The 21,003-nt window shown below is 52.8% G+C and carries 20 protein-coding genes; 12 read left to right on the forward strand and 8 right to left on the reverse strand.

The features are described from left to right. Nucleotides 1-358: 358 nt before the first annotated feature. Entirely contained in the window at nt 359-730 is a 372-nt protein-coding gene (locus LPA02S_RS11930) for a helix-turn-helix domain-containing protein (RefSeq protein ID WP_156301950.1), read from the reverse strand. An 87-nt stretch (nt 731-817) separates the two neighbouring features. Further along, a complete protein-coding gene (locus LPA02S_RS05175) occupies nt 818-2,587 on the reverse strand; it encodes a hypothetical protein (RefSeq protein ID WP_056956225.1) in 1,770 nt (589 codons plus the stop codon). 260 nt (nt 2,588-2,847) lie between these two features. Between LPA02S_RS05175 and LPA02S_RS05180 the strand changes: the two genes are divergently transcribed. The 3 genes from LPA02S_RS05180 to LPA02S_RS05190 all read left to right on the forward strand — a co-directional run bounded on the left by LPA02S_RS05180 (nt 2,848) and on the right by LPA02S_RS05190 (nt 5,188). Then, the gene (locus LPA02S_RS05180) at nt 2,848-3,834 is read left to right on the forward strand and encodes a GMP reductase (RefSeq protein ID WP_054648335.1); all 987 of its coding nucleotides are present in this window, start codon (nt 2,848-2,850) and stop codon (nt 3,832-3,834) included. Between the two features lie 84 nt (nt 3,835-3,918). Next, nucleotides 3,919-4,146 carry a zinc ribbon domain-containing protein gene (locus LPA02S_RS05185; RefSeq protein WP_056956223.1) on the forward strand — a complete coding sequence of 76 codons (228 nt, stop codon included), beginning with the start codon at nt 3,919-3,921 and terminating at the stop codon, nt 4,144-4,146. Between the two features lie 118 nt (nt 4,147-4,264). Continuing rightward, nucleotides 4,265-5,188, forward strand: a complete 924-nt coding sequence (locus LPA02S_RS05190; protein ID WP_054648333.1) for a nucleoside hydrolase — start codon at nt 4,265-4,267, stop codon at nt 5,186-5,188. Between the two features lie 161 nt (nt 5,189-5,349). On the opposite strand, the gene LPA02S_RS05195 is transcribed toward LPA02S_RS05190, so the two are convergent. Both LPA02S_RS05195 and LPA02S_RS05200 read right to left on the reverse strand, forming a co-directional pair. Further along, a complete protein-coding gene (locus tag LPA02S_RS05195; RefSeq protein WP_056956221.1) occupies nt 5,350-5,856 on the reverse strand; it encodes a GNAT family N-acetyltransferase in 507 nt (168 codons plus the stop codon). Nucleotides 5,857-5,951: 95 nt separating this feature from the next. Further along, the gene (locus LPA02S_RS05200; RefSeq protein WP_054648331.1) at nt 5,952-6,479 is read right to left on the reverse strand and encodes a GNAT family N-acetyltransferase; all 528 of its coding nucleotides are present in this window, start codon (nt 6,477-6,479) and stop codon (nt 5,952-5,954) included. A 160-nt stretch (nt 6,480-6,639) separates the two neighbouring features. On the opposite strand from LPA02S_RS05200, the gene LPA02S_RS05205 reads away from it, so the two are divergent. Continuing rightward, nucleotides 6,640-7,407, forward strand: coding sequence for a sulfite exporter TauE/SafE family protein (locus LPA02S_RS05205; RefSeq protein WP_054648329.1), 768 nt, complete (start codon nt 6,640-6,642; stop codon nt 7,405-7,407). Between the two features lie 74 nt (nt 7,408-7,481). Here LPA02S_RS05205 and LPA02S_RS05210 read toward each other — a convergent pair whose 3' ends face one another. Next, nucleotides 7,482-8,504, reverse strand: a complete 1,023-nt coding sequence (locus tag LPA02S_RS05210; protein WP_056956219.1) for an AraC family transcriptional regulator — start codon at nt 8,502-8,504, stop codon at nt 7,482-7,484. 130 nt (nt 8,505-8,634) lie between these two features. Here LPA02S_RS05210 and LPA02S_RS05215 point away from each other — a divergent pair, with 130 nt between their 5' ends. From LPA02S_RS05215 to rhaD, 5 genes are read left to right on the forward strand one after another with little or no spacing between them, the layout of a single operon-like run. Next, on the forward strand, nt 8,635-9,996 hold the full coding sequence (locus tag LPA02S_RS05215) for an MFS transporter (protein ID WP_082607809.1): 1,362 nt from the start codon (nt 8,635-8,637) through the stop codon (nt 9,994-9,996). Between the two features lie 26 nt (nt 9,997-10,022). Beyond that, nucleotides 10,023-11,498 (forward strand): rhamnulokinase, encoded by a 1,476-nt coding sequence (gene rhaB, locus LPA02S_RS05220; RefSeq protein WP_056956217.1) that lies wholly within the window; start codon nt 10,023-10,025, stop codon nt 11,496-11,498. Between the two features lies 1 nt (nt 11,499). After that, nucleotides 11,500-11,814: an L-rhamnose mutarotase gene (gene rhaM, locus LPA02S_RS05225; RefSeq protein ID WP_056956216.1), complete on the forward strand. Its 315-nt coding sequence runs from the start codon at nt 11,500-11,502 to the stop codon at nt 11,812-11,814. Nucleotides 11,815-11,844: 30 nt separating this feature from the next. Then, nucleotides 11,845-13,113, forward strand: coding sequence for an L-rhamnose isomerase (locus tag LPA02S_RS05230; protein ID WP_054648327.1), 1,269 nt, complete (start codon nt 11,845-11,847; stop codon nt 13,111-13,113). Nucleotides 13,114-13,154: 41 nt separating this feature from the next. Next, on the forward strand, nt 13,155-14,051 hold the full coding sequence (gene rhaD, locus LPA02S_RS05235) for a rhamnulose-1-phosphate aldolase (RefSeq protein WP_054648325.1): 897 nt from the start codon (nt 13,155-13,157) through the stop codon (nt 14,049-14,051). A gap of 122 nt (nt 14,052-14,173) precedes the next feature. Here rhaD and LPA02S_RS05240 read toward each other — a convergent pair whose 3' ends face one another. Further along, the gene (locus LPA02S_RS05240; RefSeq protein ID WP_056956215.1) at nt 14,174-15,235 is read right to left on the reverse strand and encodes a D-alanine--D-alanine ligase family protein; all 1,062 of its coding nucleotides are present in this window, start codon (nt 15,233-15,235) and stop codon (nt 14,174-14,176) included. Nucleotides 15,236-15,427: 192 nt separating this feature from the next. On the opposite strand from LPA02S_RS05240, the gene LPA02S_RS11770 reads away from it, so the two are divergent. Both LPA02S_RS11770 and LPA02S_RS05255 read left to right on the forward strand, forming a co-directional pair. Beyond that, on the forward strand, nt 15,428-15,931 hold the full coding sequence (locus LPA02S_RS11770) for a methylated-DNA--[protein]-cysteine S-methyltransferase (RefSeq protein ID WP_054648321.1): 504 nt from the start codon (nt 15,428-15,430) through the stop codon (nt 15,929-15,931). A 105-nt stretch (nt 15,932-16,036) separates the two neighbouring features. Beyond that, entirely contained in the window at nt 16,037-17,023 is a 987-nt protein-coding gene (locus LPA02S_RS05255; RefSeq protein ID WP_056956214.1) for a D-2-hydroxyacid dehydrogenase, read from the forward strand. Nucleotides 17,024-17,092: 69 nt separating this feature from the next. Here LPA02S_RS05255 and thrB read toward each other — a convergent pair whose 3' ends face one another. Continuing rightward, nucleotides 17,093-17,995: a homoserine kinase gene (thrB, locus tag LPA02S_RS05260; protein WP_056956213.1), complete on the reverse strand. Its 903-nt coding sequence runs from the start codon at nt 17,993-17,995 to the stop codon at nt 17,093-17,095. After that, complete coding sequence (gene thrC / locus LPA02S_RS05265) at nt 17,992-19,488, reverse strand: threonine synthase (protein ID WP_056956212.1); 1,497 nt, start codon at nt 19,486-19,488, stop codon at nt 17,992-17,994. Before thrC ends, thrB begins: the two co-directional genes overlap by 4 nt. Before the next feature lie 200 nt (nt 19,489-19,688). Between thrC and LPA02S_RS05270 the strand changes: the two genes are divergently transcribed. Continuing rightward, nucleotides 19,689-20,885, forward strand: coding sequence for a homoserine dehydrogenase (locus tag LPA02S_RS05270; protein ID WP_054648315.1), 1,197 nt, complete (start codon nt 19,689-19,691; stop codon nt 20,883-20,885). Nucleotides 20,886-21,003 lie beyond the last annotated feature (118 nt).

A 21,003-nucleotide genomic window follows, 5' to 3' on the forward strand; every position in this document is an offset into this window, starting at 1 on the left:
CGCCGTACGTCGCTCCGCCCTTGGGCTGGCTGCGCCAGTCCTGCGAATTAACTCCCAGTAGGGTGCTAAAGCACCAACTGGAAGTAAACCTACGGCGGTGCCCCCTGGCAATGGTTACCACTCCGACCCCACACGCCTCCGCTCACCGGGCCTGCCGTTACTGTAGTAATCACAGCTTTTGACGTCCCCTTCCATAAGCGTTGACAACAATTTTGGTAACGTGGATCACGAGCGCATGCATTAAGTCGCACTGGAAACCGCTGCCGGGGAGACAGCGCGCCTGTCTAATAAGTTTCACAGCCATTGAGGTTATTTCTGGACTACTTCGGTCAATATCAGCACTATTTTTATGCACGAACTATGCCAGCAGTTTATTGATTATTTTGGGGTCCCTATCTAGTAGCTCTAATAATCTACGTGAACTACCATTTGGGGTTGATCGGCCCGCTTCCCACGATTCAACGGTGCGTGGCGATACTGCCAGAACTCTGGCCAGGACACGTTGAGTTGTACCAACTTTGCGCCGAATACTTTTCACATCCTCGGAACCGTACATCGGGGGACTGGATAACTTAACACGTTTAATTATGACCTCGCTGGCATCGCCGTTCGCAAATTTCTCTAGTGAAACGATGCTTTGCCATAACGTTGATTTACTTGGCGTGATTAGTCCTCGCCTTCTCTTAGTAGTCTCAACTAGCGTGGTATCCACGAACCATGGACCGCCCATGCATGATAACGCTACTTTAATTAAATTTCACCATCTATGAAAATTTATTCGGCAGTATACCTGGTTGAAGGGGGCCGACTCAATAAATTAAATATCATCTGCCTGCACTTTGGCGTTCACCCCGCTTTGCCGCCTGCGTAATCGCCGCCAACCGCACCATGCACCCAGCGCCAGCCAGCCGAGCGGCGCTACCCACAGCAACAGTTCCGCCCACCAAGCCGCCCGGAACTGGACGATCATGGTGTTTTTGCCCCGCCGTGATTGCACGATGGGTGCGTTGATGCGGGACCGATAATATTCCTCTTGCATCAGTCGGTGGCCGTTAACCGTCACCTGGCTCTGGTGGTACGTCACGACCGGTACGGATTGCCAACCTGCCGTAGTTTCGTGCCAACTAATCTGCAAGCGGCCTCCAGGCAGGGCCGTGTAAGTGAAGTATGGGTGATAAAACAGAATTTCGCGTTTATAGATGGAGCCGGGACTCAGGTCGCCCGTCCCTTGGTGGCCGTTCACGGGTAGGTAATCGCTACTGTGTTTCTCAGCAGTCGCTAAAATGGCACCCGGGTGCTTGCTGTGCAGGGTGGCCCGGAGTTCCCTGGGTGTGCTGTTCAGGAGTAGCATCGCCCCAAAGCTGCGCAGGACGTGGCTACGCTGTACGTCAACACTGCGGATGGTCATCCGCGCTACGTTCGGTACCGCTACCCCCAAGGCTGCTAGTACCACCAGGGTTGACGTTACGCGCCGTACGGATACCCGCGACCACTCCATGTTACTCAGACTCAGCGCTAAACCGCATAAAATGAGTGGAAACGCGATGGTGCTCATCCGCACCGGGAACTGCAGCATCTGGGACATCTTTGGTACCAGCCGGCCAATTAGGGCCCACGGCATCACGCGCGAGGCCGCGAGCAGGATGGCCACCCCCATGGCGGTAACGCACCAATTGAGGCGGGACGTGCGGCGCCTTTGTAGCAATAGCAACACTACCTGGCCGGCGATGATGGCGAGCGGAAAGAGGGCGAGTTCATTGCGGCTACCCCGGCCGACGCCGATTTGGAGCACGTTTTGCGCGAGGCTAAAGGCGGCGGGGTAGGCGATCCGATTGGTGCTAAACATCAGCAGCATTGCGCCCCAGACGTTGGCGGTGAGCACCAGGGTGATGCCCACCGCGGCGGCGGTTCTACCCACCATGCGTAGCCGGTGGTTAGCGCGCACCCACGCCACTATCCAGAAGGGAATTAGCGCGAGTACGGCAAAGATGGTGCTGAGAACGTGCGTTTCAATCAGAATGGACATAATGAGCGCTAGACGGACGGGTTGCACCGGCTGCTCTCGGTGGCGCACCATGTGCACGCCACACGCGAGGGCGTAAGGCAGGAGGGCTGCACCCAGCGCGGTCATATTCTGGTTGAGTCCCCACCGCGGTAACCAGCCAATATTCATAAAAATAATGGCGGTAGCAAATGCCGGCCACATGCGGGCACCCGCGCTCCGTGCCAGACGGTACATGCCATAACCACCAATTAAGTAAACCGCAAAGGTGGTAAAAAGCTGGAAGTGGTACCAGCTACGAAATACTACGAGTAGTGCACCCATTAAATATGCAGAGTACGGGCCGTAGACTGCGTTAACGACGCGACCGCTTTGCTGGAAGCCAAAGTTGGTTTGCCAGTAACTCCAGTAACCCGTACTAATCTGCTTGGCCGTGTCGTAAATGCGGTTAAAGTGAAAAATACCGTCGCTGCCAACGATGACGCTACCGGTCAGCAGTTGCGGCACAATCATGATGAAGCTCATGATGGCAATTCCGGCGACGGGCGCCCAACGCGACCGTAACCATATGTTTAATTGACGCATACTGACCACTCCTGACGTAATTAATACGGCCATTGTAGCACTACATTGCTAGAGTTGTGGCGTGTATGTGTGTAACTTAACTAATGTTTACCCTAATAACCATCGCTAAGTCGAACAATATTTATACGTATGTCCGTAATGTTAACGAATAGCGTGATAATTGGTTGACTTAACCGTATAAATAGCCTATATTGTACTCTTGGTGTGAATGATAAAGAAATCATTCACGGATAATGTTCGTGTTTATGGAGGTAACGATAATGCAGCCAACCGACGTATTTGATTATGAAGATATTCAGCTGATCCCCAACAAGTGTGTGGTCACTAGCCGCAAGGAGATTGACACCTCCGTTCAGTTCGGCCCCCGTAAGTTTAAAATACCGGTGGTGCCAGCCAACATGGAGACCATTATTGATGAATCGCTGGCCAAGTGGTTGGCGGCCAACGGCTATTTTTACATCATGCACCGGTTTAATCCGGAGTCCCGCCGCGACTTTGTCCAACAGATGCACGATGACGGTTTGTACGCCTCCATTTCGGTCGGTGTGAAGCACTCCGAGTTTGACTTCATTGACGAACTGGCGGCGGCCAACGCGGTGCCGGAGTATATTACCATCGACATTGCGCACGGGCACGCTCAAGTAGTTATGGATATGATTGGGCACATTAAGGATAAACTACCGGATAGTTTCGTGATTGCGGGTAATGTGGGTACGCCACAAGCCGTCCGCGACCTGGAAAACGCGGGGGCGGACGCCACCAAAGTGGGTATTGGTCCCGGTAAGGTGTGCATCACGAAGATCAAGACTGGTTTTGGGACCGGGGGCTGGCAACTCGCGGCCCTGCGGTGGTGCGCCAAGGCCGCTAGCAAGCCGGTGATTGCGGACGGTGGTATCCGTACGCATGGGGACATCGCCAAGTCGATTCGCTTTGGCGCGACGATGTGCATGATTGGCTCCCTCTTTGCCGGGCATGACGAGACGCCGGGCCAACAAGTGACGCGGGACGGGCAGGAATTTAAGGAGTATTACGGCTCCGCGTCCACGTACCAAAAGGGCAGCCACCACAACGTTGAGGGGAAGAAGATGCTGATCCCGGCGAAGGGGCCGATTGCCAATACACTGGTGGAGATGCAGGAGGACCTGCAGTCGGCCGTCTCCTACGCGGGTGGGCGCAACCTGATGGGTCTGCGGACGGTTGACTACGTGATTGTCAAAAACTCCATCTTTAATGGTGACCAGTATTAGTTCATCGTTAGCCCACTTAACGGTGGGGCGAGCTCAATCTAGCTGTTATAATTAGACCATAACAATCAGAATGGAGTGGTCCTGATGGCAAACCAAGTGCAAGCACGCCAGTATGTCTGTCCTAAGTGTGGTAACCAAAGCTACAATAGCGGGCAGTTCCAAGCAACCGGAGGCAACTTTGCTAAATTGTTCGACGTCCAGAACAAGAAGTTCACGACGATTTCCTGCAACCAGTGCGGGTACACCGAACTTTACCAGGCACAGAGCGCAGCCGGCATGAACGTCCTTGATTTTTTGCTGGGTGGCGGCTAAAACCTAGTTCACTGACCGTCTGCCGTGAGGAAGACGGTTTTTGAATACCCGGAAGTTCGCGCATGGTAGCTAGGCGGTAGTGTGCTAAAGTAGCGGTATGCATTAAACACACGGAGGAATGTACATGACACCAGTAATATTTAGCACGGACCCCGGCATTGATGATGCGGTGGCCATCGCCATCGCTCTGGCCGACCCAACGTTGGATGTACGCTTGATTGTGCCGTTGAGTGGCAACGTCGACGTGCACCTCGCCACAAATAACGTCCGGAAATTGTTGACCTTTCTGGGGCAAAGTCACGTGCGCGTGGTGCCCGGTAGCGCCACGCCATTGTTGCGCCCGTTAATTAACGCGGCGGATATTCATGGTGAAAGCGGTATGGACGGCTTTGATTTTCCGGCGCCCACTGTGCAGGCTGATACCACAACGACAGGGGTTGAAGCCATGCACGCCGAAATAAAGGCTAGCGCTGAGCCCGTCACCATTATTGCCATTGGTCCACTGACCGACGTGGCTGTGCTTCTGCAGCAGCACCCCGAGGATAAGGAACGGATTGACCGCATCATGATTATGGGCGGTAGCTTGGGTCGGGGGAACATTGGCGTGCTGTCCGAATTCAACTTTGCCGTGGATCCCGAAGCCGCCAGTATGGTGTTCAAAAGTGGCGTGGAGCTACACGTCGCGCCACTAGACGTGGGGAATGCCGCCACCATCATGCCCGAGATGTCGGAACGGATTCGCGATTTGGGCCCAGTGGGCGACATGTTCTACCACCTGTTCCGTGCGTTCCGGAGCGGTAGCTTTGAAACGGGCCTGCAGATTTACGATCCGCTGGCGGTGGGGATGCTGTTGGTGCCCGATTTGTTCACAGAGGAGTACACGCACGTTGCCATTGATACGGCCAGTGAGTTAACCGCGGGTGCGTCGCTAATCGACCTGCAGGATTACCTGCACCGGCCGGCTAACGCGCACGTTGCGGTTGATGTGGACGTGGACGGCTTTCGCGAGTGGTTTGTTCAGGCGATTAAGTTAAGCGATTAGAAGCAAAGAGGGCTTTGACAAAAGGCGGTCAGCTCTCGGTATACAATGATGGACCAGTGGAAATCCCGCACTGAGGATTTCTGCTGGTCCATCATTGTATGTTAGGGAGTTGCCTTTTGGCGCGCGACCAGGAGGCAATATTTATATACACCCCTTTGCGTTTAAGCATTACTGCCAAAGTGGCGGCCGAGGATATCCAGGTCACGACGCTGCCCGTCCATCAGGGCAATGCGTGGTAGGTGGCCCCACTGTTCAAAGCCGTTGCGGGTAAACAGCCGTTGACTGGGAGTGTTGTGGTGGAAGACATCGGCAACGATTGTATCGAGACCGAGCGCGGGTAGTTGGTCGAATACAAAGTCGAGCGCGGTCTGTCCTAAGTGTTGATGTTGGTAGCTGCGGTCAAAGTAAATGCTAATCTCTGCGGTTTGATGATACGCGTACCGTTCGGAAAATTGTTGGAGGCTGACCCAACCCGCTATTTTGCCATCTGCGAGTAATAGCCAGATGGGGTGACTCGTATGGTCGAAGGCAGCAAACCAAGCCTCTTTGCTGGCTACCGTCACGGGTTCGAGGTCTGCGGTCGATTGGCGGGTGGGAATTGCCTGGTTGTAAATTGCCGTGATGGCGGGTAGGTCGTCATGGGTGGCGTACCGAAATTCGATATTCATTGCTGGTTGTGCTCCTCGCGTTCGTTGATAAGTCGATTGTAGGTGAACGCGGGCGGAACAACAATTGTTTTGGTGAGGTAATCTAACAAGAAACGTTAATCAGCGGACCATTCACGGTATAACTTGGAGTAAATGGCGGCGTCGTGCAGGATACCGTTTACGTTGAGATCCTCACGCAGTACGCCGTCGAGGTGATAATTGGCCCGTTCGGCTACGTGCCGACTGGGCAAGTTATCGGTTGCGGCCAAAATGTTAATCTTGTTCATTCCCAGTTGGTCGAAGCCCAGGTCCTCCATTTGGGCGAGGGCGTGGTGCATGACGCCTTTGCCCGACGCATTAACGCCCAGAAAATAACCGATTTCCGCGTGGCGGTGCTCGCGGGTAACGTTATGTAGGTCAATGGCACCGACAATTTCGCCGTCGAGTTGGATGGCGCGCATGTAGACGGAGCCGAGGGCCTCTTTGTCGGCCATCATACGCAGAAACTGGATTTCATCATCGACCGTGGTGGTTGTGTAGGCCCACGGAAGCCACTGCCCGATGTAGTCGCGGTTGGCGTCGACAACTTTGAATAGGTCCTGGGCGTAGCGTGGGGTGGCGGGGATGAGGGTGATGTTGGACATAGTGAGACCTCCGAAAATGTTTGTTGGGGCCTATTATACGCGTGTTCCTTGAACATACGCTATTTTATTGTTATGACGGCTAGAAAGTGAGATAAAGTACGAATTGGACAAAGGTGTATACTAAGCGACGTTGAAAACGCTATCGTTGGAGGCGACGTCCATGCATATATTTCTAATTAATTTGTACTTACTAGTCGCGGGAGTACTGGCGGGTTTGACCAGTTCAATGGCGGGCTTGGCATCGATTGTATCGTATCCGGTGTTGTTAAGCTTAGGGGTCCCGCCGGTCAATGCCAATGTCACCAACACGGCGGCGCTGGTATTTACCGGGGTTGGCTCGACGGTATCCTCATCGCGAGAGTTGCTCACGCACAGATCGGTAACCGTTAAAACAACGATTATCGCCTTAGTCGGGGGTGTGGTGGGGAGCTTTATTCTGGTACTGGCCCCGGCATCGTCGTTTGAACGGGTTGTACCCTTTTTAATTCTGTTTGCTGGCTGCCTTATGTTGTTTTCTGAGCGTAGCAGTGCAAAGACGGTCACTGTTCGCCAGGGACGTTCCTTAATCGCCAGGATTGTCTCGGCTGGCGCCATGTTTTTGGTGGGATTATATACGGGGTACTTTGGCGCTTCAGCGGGGGTCATCATGCTGGCCATTCTCATGGCGACGAACAACCTCACTTTCGCCGTTAACAATGCCATCAAGAACTTTGCGTCGTTTCTCGCTAATTTCGTGGCCTTTGTCGTCTATGCGTTCACCACTAAAATATACTGGGCCATGGTAGTACCCCTCGGTATCGGTCTCTTCATTGGCGGTTATGTCGGGCCAGTACTGGTGAGATACATACCAGCAGCGATTATGCGACGGGTCATTATTGTAATGGCCTTTGCTTTGGGTCTGTATTTGTTTGTTCAGGAATATTTTTAACGTGGTACTGATAAACGGGCGAATGAGGATTTCGTCCGTTTTTTTATGTACGCGCAAAGTGGATACTGGGTGTTTTAATCAAGCTCGTCACTGAGAATGGACGTCAACTGATGGTAGCTGCTTGCTCGGTCTTCACGGGGTAGACATCCGTATTGTTCCTTGTATTTGTGGTAAAAGAAACTGGAATTGCTGATGCCGACTGCACGCATGATGTCATTAATTGGTAACTGTGTGGAGCTAACCAGCTCACGTGCATGGATTAAGCGTTCTGATGTTAGTGCCTGGCTAAAAGTTTTGCCCGTTTCCTTGTGGAATTGATTGCCTAAATAATTGGCGTTGTAGGAGTATTTTTTGGCTATGTCCGCTAAGCTGATATCCTGATAATTACTGTGGATTTCTTGCAGCGTCTTGATGGCAAGTTTTTGTGCAGGCGTGGTTGGCGCTGACGGAATACGATAATTACGCACGAGCTTGGCAATGAGGATGTTGAGATAAGCCTGAATAATAGTGTCAGCAAAGGAACGGTGACTGTAATACTCTTCAATCAGTCGATCGACCGTTAACTTAACGTCGTCGTTGCCACGCTCCTTAGGAAAAAGCAGGTACTGACCAGACGCTTGCTGGGGTTTAAGCACGCTGTTGATTAGGAAGTTGTACAGTTCGCTCTGCTTGCTTTGAATCTGGTTTAGCAAATTGATTGAGATGTTCTTGTCCCGGAAAAGAATGTTCATCATGATGTCATCCTTACCGGGAGCAGCAATTGAATGTGAACTACCAACATCCAGTAGGAGTAAGTCATCTTTCTTGAGTGTAACCGGGTCGCCATTAACAATTTCATGAATTTCACCAGATAGCACGTAGTTGATTTCGAGGAAATGATGACTGTGTAGTGGGTATGGCGCAAAACGGTTGTGTTTGCTGACGAAAACGTCACGGTTGTTAAAAAAATAGTCGTTGAAGACGGGGCGGTTTAAGCGATACATGCCGGCCAAATCAAGAGCAGCAGGAGGAATGTCGTCATTTAACGACTGACTTTTCAGCTGCTTTTTTTCTACTGATGAAAGTTGTTGTAAGCGCATTAATAATCCGGGATTCATAATTACACCACCTGTGAATTTGTCCTTAATGTAGTGAACATGTGTCGTTGTTAGTATATCTTGTAAGCGCTTTAATATCAACTGTAAGCAAGTAGTAACAACAAAAACGATTGATTAGGAGGTTTGTGATATGGCCGCAGAAGGGTCTTTTAAATCCACAGTCCGGGTGTCAATTACCAATTTTCTGGACTCAGGAAGTATTGTTGCCGGTTCCGCCGGGTTAACGCTTTGGACCAGCCATTTTGGCTTTAACAGCTTTGCCGTTGGATTATTAGGTGCACTATCAGCCAACGCTTTTGGTGCAGCCTTTGGCGCATTGATTGGTGGCCCACTGTCAGATAAGTTTGGCCGGAAGGTTATTTATACCTATGACATGTTGGTTTACATGGTCGGTACTATTCTCGTTATGTTTGCTATAAATTTTCCCATGTTACTGGTTGGATTTCTCGTCACTGGTCTAGCAGTTGGCGCCGGTGTTCCAGCAAGTTGGACGTACATTTCCGAAACATCTAACGATGATGCTCGTGCAAAAAACATCGGTGTTTCCCAGTTTGCTTGGTCATTGGGTCCAGCAGTAATTTACACGCTAGCCGTTTTACTTTCACCACTAGGACTGATGGGCAACCGGATTCTCTTTGGTTTTCTAACTGTTGTGGCTTTCATCGCCTGGAATTTACAGCGTGGGTTGGGTGAATCCAAGGCGTGGGAAGAAGAGAAAGCGCGCGCGAAGGCTAGCGGAATCAAGCAACACCCATACCGGACGCTATTTTCTAACCATACCTCTGTTAAGTGGTTGATGTTTCTCATTGGGGTGTACATGTTCTGGAATTTGGTTGCCGGAGCGATGGGCTTCTTCATGCCGTATGTTTACGAAACGGCCGGTGGAATCTCTAACAAGTCAGCCGACATTCTGCAGGCAGTGCTCTGGATTCTAACGGCACTAGCAACGTACTACGGCTTTGCTAAGTTTGGTGACAAGGTTAACCACCGTATTTTCTTCTTCACCGGCGCGGCAATGGCTGCTGCTTCATGGGTGGTTCTGACTTTTGTTGGCATGCAGCAGTCCTGGAGCCTCTGGGCCTTCGTTATTCTGTGGGGCCTAAGCGCAGGGATTGGTGCTCAGGCTTGGTACGCATTGTGGGCGACCGAACTATTCCCGACCCAGTTCCGTGCAGGCTCTCAGGGCGTCATGTTCTTCGTTGTTCGGGCCTCGGCAGGTATCTGGTCGATTATATTCCCGACTGTTCTAAATTCGCTAGGGTTCACAGTCGCTGGCATTTGCATGATTGGTTTACTGCTAGTGTCGTTAGTTATCGGCACAATTTGGACGCCGCAAACCAAGGACAAGAGTCTGGAAGAAATTACTTTAGAGCAATACGGTCCTGACTTTGTCGAAGGCGAAACTGCCAATAGTGCTCACCACGACAATCAGCGACTAGATAGTGAACCTAACGGTAATGTGGTTTTGCCCAAGACAGGTTCAACTAAATAATTCTTTATTTAACGGAAGGTGAGCATATGAAAGCGTACGTTGCTGTCGATATTGGAGCTTCATCAGGCCGGTTGATGTTGGCAAAAAGAGTTGATGATCAGCTTGAATTGAAAGAAGTACACCGCTTTAAGAATGGATTCAAAGAGGTTGATGGGCATGACTACTGGCAGATTGATCACATTATTGACGAAATATTTGCTGGGCTCGAAAAGGTTAAACGCTTGGGTTTTAACCAAGTAGACCTTGGCATTGATACCTGGGCGGTAGATTACGTCTTGGTCGGCAATGATGGTCAGAAACTGCACGATCCCATTAGCTATCGTGACAAGCGGACTGAGGGGGCTATCAATGCATTGACGACCAAATTGTCTAAGCAGTATATCTATGAAAAAACCGGGATTCAGTTTCAGGCGTTCAATACCCTCTATCAGCTATATACAGAGGATAAAGAAAACTTGGCCCGGACGGATAAAATCCTGATGATTCCGGACTACATTGGCTACGTGTTGACGGGCAATGCAGTTACAGAGGAAACAAATGCCTCCACAACGCAGATGTTGAATTTGCGGCAGGGACTGTTCGATAAGGATCTGGCTAAGTCTGTCAATGTTAATGAGAACCAATTTCCACACCTAGTTGACGCTGGTACCGTCTTGGGCAGCGTGAGCCATAAGTGGCACGTAAAGTATGATTTGCCCGAAACGGAAGTTATCACGGTTGCCACTCATGATACGGCCAGCGCGGTTGTAGGAGCACCCGGTAAGGGCGACAATTGGGCGTTTCTCAGCTCGGGAACTTGGTCATTACTGGGTGCAGAGTTGAACGTCCCGGAGAACGGCTTAGACGCCTTTGCCGAAAACTACACTAACGAGTGGGGCGCATATGGTACCTACCGTTTCCTCAAAAACATCATGGGGTTATGGATTTTACAATGCGTTCGCCATGAGCTTAACGATCAGTACAGTTTTAACGAATTGGCCAGTCAGGCTGAGCAGGTTGAGCCGTTCAAAACATTTATTGACGTTAATGATGATCGCTTTACCAATCCTAAAAGCATGATTGGCGCTATTCAGGATTACGCTCGTGAAACTAATCAGTTTGTGCCCACCTCGCCGGGTGAGTTAACCCGCGCTATCTATGACAATTTGTCTTTGTTCTACGCTAACGAGATTCGTAAGCTGAGCGGAATTTTAAATAAGCCTATCAACACGTTAAACATCGTAGGCGGCGGGTCCAACGTAGAGCTTATGAACCAGCTAACTAGTACTCTTGCTGGAGTTGAAGTGGTTGCGGGTCCTAGCGAGGCCACAGCGATTGGTAACATCATTGTACAGATGATTACTAGTGGTGAACTTGAAAACGTGGTTGCTGGACGCAAATTAATTGAGAGTTCCTTTGGGCTGAAGCATTATGTTCCGGAACAAGGAAAGTACGAAGGTGTTTTAACCAAGTATCGTGATTTTTTGAACAGTGTACAGAAAACGGCAAAGGAGGCTGTTTAAAATGAAGCGCATTGCGCAAATTATGTTTTTACATGCCGACTCATATGATGAATATCAAAAGCGTCACAGTGAGTTATGGCCTGAGATGAAAGCCGCACTAAAAAAATACGGCGCAACTAACTACTCCATTTTTCTCAACCGGGATAACGGCGAGCTGTTCGCGTATTTGGAAGTGCCGGATGTCGATAAGTACAACGAGATTGCTAACACGGACGTTTGCAAGAAGTGGTGGGCGTACATGGAACCGTTGATGTCCACCAATCCTGATAATAGTCCCGTAACGGTTGACTTGGATGAAGTGTTTCACTTGGGTTAGAAGACAAAAATTAGAAGGGAAGCAATTAAAATGGTTAAAGCAGAATCAGTTGATAAGGCATATGAGGTCGCAAAGGAACGTTATGCAGAACTCGGCGTTGATACAGAAAAGGCAATGCAGCGTCTCTCTAAAATCCCTATTTCAATCCATGCCTGGCAGGGGGACGACGTTAAGGGGTTCTTGTTCCCAGAGCATGATTTAACTGGTGGCATTGGGGTTTCCGGTAACTATCCGGGTGTGGCTAAGACTCCTGATGAGCTGACCGGCGATCTTCACGAAGCGTTGTCCCTGATTCCTGGTAAGCAGCGTGTCCAGATTCACGGTTTCCACGCGGTTACCAGTAAGAAGAAGGATTTGGACGAACTTGAACCAGAGGACTTTAAGTACTGGGTTGATTGGGCCAAGCAGGAAGGCATCGGAATGGACTTCAACGGTACGTTCTTCTCACACCCCAAGGTGGTCAACAACTTTACCCTAGCCTCACCGGACAAAAAGATTCGCGATTTCTGGATTGAGAACGGCAAACGGTCGCGGGTGATTTCAAACTATATTGGTGAACAACTAGGCTCGCAATGTATCAATGATTTCTGGATTCCGGATGGCTTTAAGGACAACCCTATTGATAAGCGCAGCCCACGCGAACGCCTGCTGAAGTCATTGGATGAAATTGAAAAGGACAGCTTTGACGAAAAGAACACGACCGAATCGTTCGAAGGCAAGCTGTTCGGAACGGGGATCGAATCGTACACTACTGGTTCACACCTATTCTACGAGAACTACGCGCTGACACGCGGCAAGTATTGGACCATTGATGCCGGACACTTCCACCCAACCGAGGATGTTTCGGACAAGTTCTCTTCGTTCTTCCCGTTTGGTGGTAAGGGTATGTTCATGCACGTTTCCCGTCCGGTTCGTTGGGACTCTGATCATGTAGTTATTATGGATGATGCATTGATTCGCATTGCTCGGAGCATTATCCGTGACGGTTACGAGGATAAGATTCACCTGGGAACTGACTACTTTGACGCCACGATTAACCGTGTGGCGGCCTGGGTTGTCGGCACACGTGCAACACAGAAAGCATTGCTGATGGCCTTGCTAGAACCAACTGCACAGTTGAAGCAGGCCGAACTTGACTTTGACTTTACTACACGTCTGGCTGAAACCGAGGAGCTGAAGTCCATGCCGTTCGGAGCCGTTTGGGACAAGTATTGTGAAAAACAGGGTGTACCTGTAGGGATGGACTGGACGAACAATGTTCACCAGTACGAAAAGGACGTCCTTTTCAAGCGGAACTAGTTTCTGGTCATTGATTAATTGATGGAAGAAGGACACTAAATATGGCTGATGAAAAGCAAGAGTTTTTGAACCCAGAATATACACAGGCGTTTGTTGATTCTCCGTACGTTGCGCAAATGAAGCGGGTGACCTGGTTATCGTATGACCATGGCTGGGATGAGCGTAACGGTGGTAATGTCAGTTGTCGGCTGACGGAAGATGAACTCCGCGGTTATGGGGATGTTCACGAAGTAAAGCGGGTCATTCCAATTAAGTTTGACGCCAGCGAACTGGCCGGGGATTACTTCCTGGTTACGGGTACGGGTCGTTACTTTAAGAACGTGCGCGACTTTCCTGAACGCGATACCGGGCTGGTTCGAATCCGTGAAGATGGGCGCAGCGTTGATCTGATGTGGGGATTCTCTGACGGCGGTCAACCTACTAGTGAATTTCCTGCCCACTTGATGACGCACATTAGTCGGTTGAAGCAAGATCCCAAGCAGCGTGTGGTTATGCACTGCCACCCCACTAATCTAGTGGCAATGAGTTTCACGGTGCCGTTAGACGAGAAGGGCCTGAGCCGCATTCTGTGGAAGATGCAGGCGGAGTCGATTGTGGTTTTCCCTGAGGGTATCGGTGTATTACCGTATATGACGCCAGGTACGAATGAAATTGGGGCTGCAACGGCTGAAAAGATGAACAGCTTCCGGTTGGTTCTTTGGCCACATCACGGAATCTTTGGTGCTGGAGAATCCATTGATGAAGCGTTTGGTTTGATTGAAACCGTTGAAAAGGCGGCTACTATCTACACCGCCATTCAGTCACAGGGCGGTTCAATCCTGAATGAAATTACCGATGAGAACCTGCAACAATTGGCTGACCGTTTCGACTTAGTACCTAACCAGGAATTTCTGCATGGGGAATCACTGGTTAGTCCGTTAGCCAAGGTCACTGCATGAAGTGATTTGATTGAGTACAAAGCAGGTCGCCCAATATGAGCGTCAGTACTCGCCCGGTGAGTAGCCGGTAACCTCGAAAAAAGCCCCGCGGTTCAACCGCGAGGCTTTTCGAGTGGTACCAATTAAATTGCTAATCCTTGGTCGTACAAATCCATCTTGCCACGCACAATGGAATCAACCAGTTCGGAATACTTGATGCCGGCTGCTTCCGCCTCCTGTGGTAGTAGCGATAGTGGCGTCATTCCCGGCAAGTTGTTGGCCTCAATGACGTAGACTTTGTCGTCGGGTGTGACGAAGAAGTCGATCCGCGCGTAGTTTTGCAGGTCTAGGGCGCGCATGGTGGCCTGGGCGACGTCCTTCATTTCCTGGTGGATGCTTTCGTCCAGGTCATCCGGTGGGGTGACGAAGTCGGTGTGCCCCGGTTGGAACTTGTGTTCAAAGTCGTACCAGCCGTCGTGGACCTTGATTTCGATGGCGGGCATGGCCACACCGTTCACCACGCCCAGCGAAAATTCTCGGCCGGTAATGAACTCCTCCACGATGGCGCTCGGGTCAAAGCGGAAGGCCTCCGCGAGACCAGCCTCTAACTCCGAGGCGTCGTGGGCGATGGTCATCCCCACGCTTGAACCACCGCTAGTTGGCTTCACAATCATGGGGAAGTTGAACGGCATCTGCTGGTGCGTGCCGTCTTTGCGGAGGGCTTCCTTGAACTTGGCGGTTGGGATGCCGCTCTCCAGCATAATTTGCTTGCTGAAGACCTTGTTCATGGTCAACCCAGACGCGAGGGCTCCACTACCCGTGTAGCGAATGTTGTTCAGGTCCAAGTAGGCCTGCACCTTACCGTTTTCCCCGTCGCCACCGTGTAGGGCAAGGTAGACGATATCGGCTGCCTGGGCGATTTCGAGGACGCCGGGACCAAAGAGCTGCGTGCTCCCGTCCGTCCGTAGTGCGTTGATGTCGTCGTCGGTTAACACTGCATCGCTGATTGCCAAGCCGTCAATTAGGTTGGCATCACCGAAAACATCGTTAACGTCCTGGACACCGCTCATGTCGTAGCCCAAGAATAGGTCGACAAAGGTGGCCTGGTGGCCGGCTTCGCGCAGTGCTTGCGTGATGCGCGTACCACTAGAGATTGATACGTTGCGTTCGGTACTGCGACCGCCCGCTAAGACGCAAATTTTCATATCCATAAAACCTCCGATGTATTTAGAACCTTAAGTTTAACATATTCGGCCACCACGTAGAGTTGATAGCGATACCAAATTAGGTTAAATTTAATGGGCTTAATACTTGCCTGGATGTGTTCTGCGATTAACTGTATTAAGATGGTGGCGGACATGGCGCCGTAGAGATATGTCACATAAGGAGGGAACAACATGACTTTACGCAGTACGGAAATTAGCGGTCCCAACGGGCAGTGGTTACTGGTCGTGGATGATAACAAAGTCGCGTACATCGGCTTTCCAGGTGAGGACGTGCAGGATGTGAACAAGCTCCTCAGATTGCCAGTGGGAGTAACGATTGATGACCATGACGTACCGCGTAAGTTGGTTACGGCTGTGACCGCCATGGTTGTGGACGACGTGGCGTTGTCCCCCGACAACTTTGTGGAAAACGGTACGCCGTTTCAGCAGCGTGTTTGGCAGGCGTTACGGCAAATTCCTCGCGGTCAAACGCGAACGTATTCTGAGTTGGCCGCAGCTATCGGCCAACCCACGGCCGTCCGCGCTGTGGCCCACGCCGTAGCGACGAACCCCGTCCCGTTGGCCGTGCCGTGCCACCGGGTGCTGCCTAAGTCAGGCAGCGTCGGGCAATATCGTGGTGGCAGCAAATTAAAGGCTTTCTTACTATCCCGCGAGGGGGTTAATCCGGTAAAATAGAGGTATAAGGATTAATGGGTGTTTATCCCAGGCGTCACCTTATTAGTAAATGTTGCGAATTTTGGCGTACATAGCGCCGCAAAGATGAGAGGAGCACACATTCTAATGAAAATAGTTTCTTTTGGTACCCGTCCTGATGAGGCACCGTATTTAACCGAATGGTCTGAACGTACCGGCATTGAGCTGAAGCAGATTACCGCGACGCTGAATGAAGATAACGTGGACCAAGCAGCTGGTTATGATGGCATTACGTGCATGCAGACGGTACCGTACAGTGCCGCTTTGTTTCAAAAAATGGCCGATTTAGGCATCAAGTTTCTGTCCATCCGCAATGTTGGCTTGGACAATATTGATATGGCCGGCGCCAAAGCTGCTGGCGTGCGCATCAGCAACGTGCCGGCGTACTCGCCAGAAGCCATTGCTGAGTTTGCCGTGACGATGACCATGCACCTGATCCGTAATATGGGTCAGGTTGAGCAACACCTGCGCGAGAACGACTACAACGGCGCGATGCACTATATTGGGCGTAACGTCGGTGACTGTACGGTTGGGGTGATTGGTACTGGCCGGATTGGGCGGGCTGCCATCCAGATTTTTGAGGGCTTTGGCGCCAAAGTACTGGGTTACGACCCGTACCCAGCTAAGAATACGGACATTGACTACGTTGACCTGGACACTTTGCTGCGGGAATCCGACATCATTGACCTCCACGTGCCGGGTCTGCCATCGAACACGCACATGATCGACGCGGCGGCGTTTGACAAGATGAAGGACCGGGTCATCATCGTGAACACTGCGCGGGGGAACCTCATCGACACGCAGGCGTTACTGGATAACTTGCGTTCAGGCAAAGTCGCTGGCGCGGGTATCGACACCTTTGAATACGAGGAACAGGACCTGCTCAACCTCGAGCAGCACGGTAGCTTCAACGACCCCGTTTGGGACGAAATGATGCAGATGCCCAACGTGGTGCTGAGTCCCCACATTGCCTACTACACGGAAACTGCGGTGCGGAACATGGTTGAGTTCTCGCTAGCCAACCTGATGGGCTTCCTGGAGAAGGGCGCGGCGGAGAACGAAGTAACGAAATAGATAAACAAACGCGAAATCGCCCACAACTTTGCACTCGCATGTAAAGTCGTGGGCGATTTTTTGTTGGCGTTATTCCGCTACCGCTTGAGCCGCCACCGTACTGGTGACCCCGGCAGCGTCTGGCTGGACGGCACGGACCTGCCATTGCGGCCATTGCTGGCGGGCGACGGCGGCGATGGCGTACGCATCGGCGGCATCGTGGGCAATCGCGAGCATGGTGGATCCGGAACCAGAAATAAGTGCGACCGCGTTATGCGTCGTTGCCAATTGCCGCACCGCCGCAAACTCGGGAATTAGCCGTGCACGGTAGGGTTCCTGCATTTTGTCGGTGGCCGCGTGGCCCAACATGGCCGCATCCCCCCGGCTAAGGGCTGCCGTCATCAACGTGCACCGGCCCATCTGGTAACTGGCATCCGCGTAACTCAGGGTATGCGGCAAGATGGACCGCGCGGCGTTGGTGCTGACGGGGACGTTTGGAATGAGCACGACCATGCGCCAGTTCGGGTTTAGCGCGTACTGGGCAACGCACGAGGTGCCGTCCGCGTTCATGATGGTGGCACACAGCTGGCCAAAGATGGCGGGGGCAACGTTGTCGGGGTGTCCTTCCATCTCCGTGGCCATCGCGAGGAGGTCGTCGCGTGACCAGCGGGCCCGGTATAACTGGTTGGCCCCTTCCAGTCCGGCCACGATGCAGGCGGCCGAACTACCCAGACCGCGGGCGGCGGGCATATCCGCGTCAGTCGTGATAGTGAGGGGTGGCACCGTGGCGTGGAGCCGCCGAGCGCCGAAGCGGAAGGCTTGGTAAATGAGGTTGTCGGCGTTGTGAAAGCGCGCGTCACCACCGTGAATGTGGAGACGACCGTCGGGGCTAGTCGCAAAGCTGGCGTGTAGGTACATATTGACGGCTAGACCAAGCACATCGTAGCCGACGCCCAAGTTGGCACTGCTGGCTGGTACTTTAACGTTAATCATAGACCGACCTCCTGGGATTGGTGTTTGTTTTGCAGTGCCTGTTGTTCGACGAATGCTGGCATCGCGTCGGGTGTTAGCCGCACCGGCACGCGGGCGGGTAGCCGGTCGAGGTGGCCGAGGTTGTTGGGGTTAGGTACGCCGGTTTTAGCGGCGAGTTGGCGCATCAGGTCAAAGTCGTCGCCGTGTAGCTCGGGAGCGACGGCGGCCGCTACTGCGCGGGGAAACTTGTACGGGCTCGCCGTGCTGAGCAACACCGTCACACCGGACAGGTTACCAGCGAGACTTTGCTGTGCGGCGTACCCCGCCGCCGTGTGTGGATCCATCAGGTAACCGTGCTGCTGGTAGGCGTCGCGAATGGCATCCTCGACGGCTTCATCGTCGGCGCTGGCAGCGACAAAGTCGTTCTGCAGGCTGGCCAGTAGCTCAGGGCTGACGGTGTAGGCGCCGTCGCGGTCTAGGTTGGCCATGAGCCGCGTGACCAGGTCGGTATCGCCGCCACTCTTGTAGTACAGGAGTCGCTCAAGGTTGCTTGAAACCTGGATATCCATGCTGGGCGCCACCGTTTTAAGGAATGGCCGGTTACGGTCGTACCGCCCAGTTTGTAGAAAGTCGGCGACGACGCTGTTAGCGTTAGTGGCGACCACGAATTTGGCGACCGGCAGCCCCATCATTTTGGCGTAGTAGCCGGCCAGGACGTCACCAAAGTTGCCGGTGGGCACCGTGAAGTTGATCAGCTCGCCGGCGCGGATAGCGTCCCGGTCCACCAGTTGCCGGTACGCGGCGAAGTAATAGACTACCTGCGGAATGAGTCGCCCGACGTTGATGGAGTTGGCGGCAGTGACGCTACTATCGCTTTGTCGGAGCGTGGCGGCCAGTTGACGATCGTTCAGAATTTGCTTCACGGCGGTTTGGGCATCATCAAAGTTGCCTTGGATCGCCGCCACCGTAGTATTTAACCCGCCGGCAGTGAGCATCTGCCGTTCCTGGATGGGGCTGACGCCGCCGTCAGGGTAGAACGTGGTGATACGGGTATGGGGCACATCCTGAAAACCCGCCAACGCGGCTTTGCCCGTGTCACCACTGGTGGCCGCCAGTACCAGGACATCCTCCTGGGGATTCAGTGCTTGGGCCATGATGTGTGGTAGCAGCTGGAGCCCGATGTCCTTGAAGGCACTGGTTGGCCCGTGGAACAGCTCCAAGATGTGCAGGTCGTCAACGTCGCGCACGGGTGTGATGGCGGGATCGTCAAAGGTATTGCTGTACGCTGCACTAACGGCCGCACTCAATTCGTCCGCGGTATAGTCAGGCAGGAGTGCCGCCAGCACGATGCGGGCCATCGCTTGGTAGCTAGTGGCCGCCATCATGGGCGCGAATAGTTGGTGCTGGCTGATGTTGGGATCCACGTAGAGGCCGCCGTCCGGTGCGGTGCCGCGCTTGATTGCGGTCTTGGCGTTAACGGCGTTGTGGTCACCACGGGTGCTGATGTATGGCATAAATATCACTCATTTCATTACAGTTTGTTGGCGAACGTGACGGGCTAGGGGATGAATCTTGGTTGCCGTAGCCGTTCAGGATGTTGCCCTGAATTAATCGTTGCGTGCGCCCTTGCATTCGAATACCCATTATGATACTTTGTTCATTAAACAAATACAAGTGTTCACGAAGCAAAAACAAAGAATTGGGGTTGACGCTTATGCAAATTGCTATTTTAGGGTATGGAACGGTTGGTGGCGGCGTGGGACGTTTGGTTGCCCAGCAGCAGCATCAGGTACAGCAGCTACAGGTCACCCACATCTTTGTGCGGCCCACGCACCCGCGCACTCAACCCGAAATGAGCGACGACTTCGAAGCAATCATCAACGATTCCCATCTAGATGTGGTCGTGGAGACACTTGGCGGTGTTGAGCCGGCGCACCAGTACATTCTGGCCGCCCTGCGTCACGGCAAACATGTCGTCACGGCGAACAAAGCTGTGGTTGCTCGCTACCTGCAGGAATTCACTCAGGTGGCTGCGGCGCACCACGTGCATTTCTATTACGAGGCCAGTACGGGTGGCGGTATTCCCTGGCTACGCAACTTGGAGCAAGCCGCCCGGGTAGACAGCCTTGATCGCCTGGCCGGGATTCTAAACGGAACGAGCAACTACATTCTTGACCAGATGGCTAGCCAGGGTGTGGAGTTTGAGGTGGCGCTGCGGTCCGCCCAGCAGTTGGGTTACGCGGAGGCCGACCCTACGGCTGACGTGGCGGGGATAGACGTGCAAAACAAGTTACGTATTAGTACGGCGGTTGCGTTCAACGTTGACCCGCAGTTTGCACTACCCACGTGGGGGATCAACGGGGTGCGGCAAAGTGATATCCGGGACCTACAACGTCTAGGTTTAACCCTCAAGCTCATGGGGACGAGCGTGCGCCACGGTGATCACGTGGCGGCGGTGGTCGCCCCAACCGTGGTGGTGAATGACAGCCTCTTTGCCCACACCCCGGGTAACTTCAACCTCGTCGCGCTGCACGGCGAGTCGGTGGGTGATTTACAATTTTACGGCCAGGGTGCGGGGGCGGCACCGACGGCTACCGCGATTGTCCAGGACGTACTGGATATCGCGCACGGGGTTCCACACTTACACCGCGACTTTGCTCAACCCGCCATTAGTGACGACGATTTGTTAACCGGCGATTATCTGGTTCGCGGTGCGGTTGGCGCGTGTCCCGGCGTGACGGATTCAATGGTGGGAAGTTACTACTGGGCGGCTGATGTGCACCCGGCGGTGATGGCCCGGTGGGTGGCGTCACACCCAGATAGCTTGGCGCTACGCTTATCGCCAGCGGCCAGTGCCCAGGTGCGGCCGACCGTAGCCCAGTTAGCACAGGGTCGGCGCGCGTTTGCTTAAACTGGAAGTGTGGTGTGGCTGGTCGTGCGGGGTTGGCGGTGTCGTTCCCGGGGACGCGGTTGCTACAGTAGTGGTATCCGGCAGCGTAGGCCGGGTTGGTGAGTTACGGCTTAGTGGG

The organism is Lacticaseibacillus pantheris DSM 15945 = JCM 12539 = NBRC 106106 (assembly GCF_001591865.1).
GTDB lineage: Bacteria > Bacillota > Bacilli > Lactobacillales > Lactobacillaceae > Lacticaseibacillus > Lacticaseibacillus pantheris.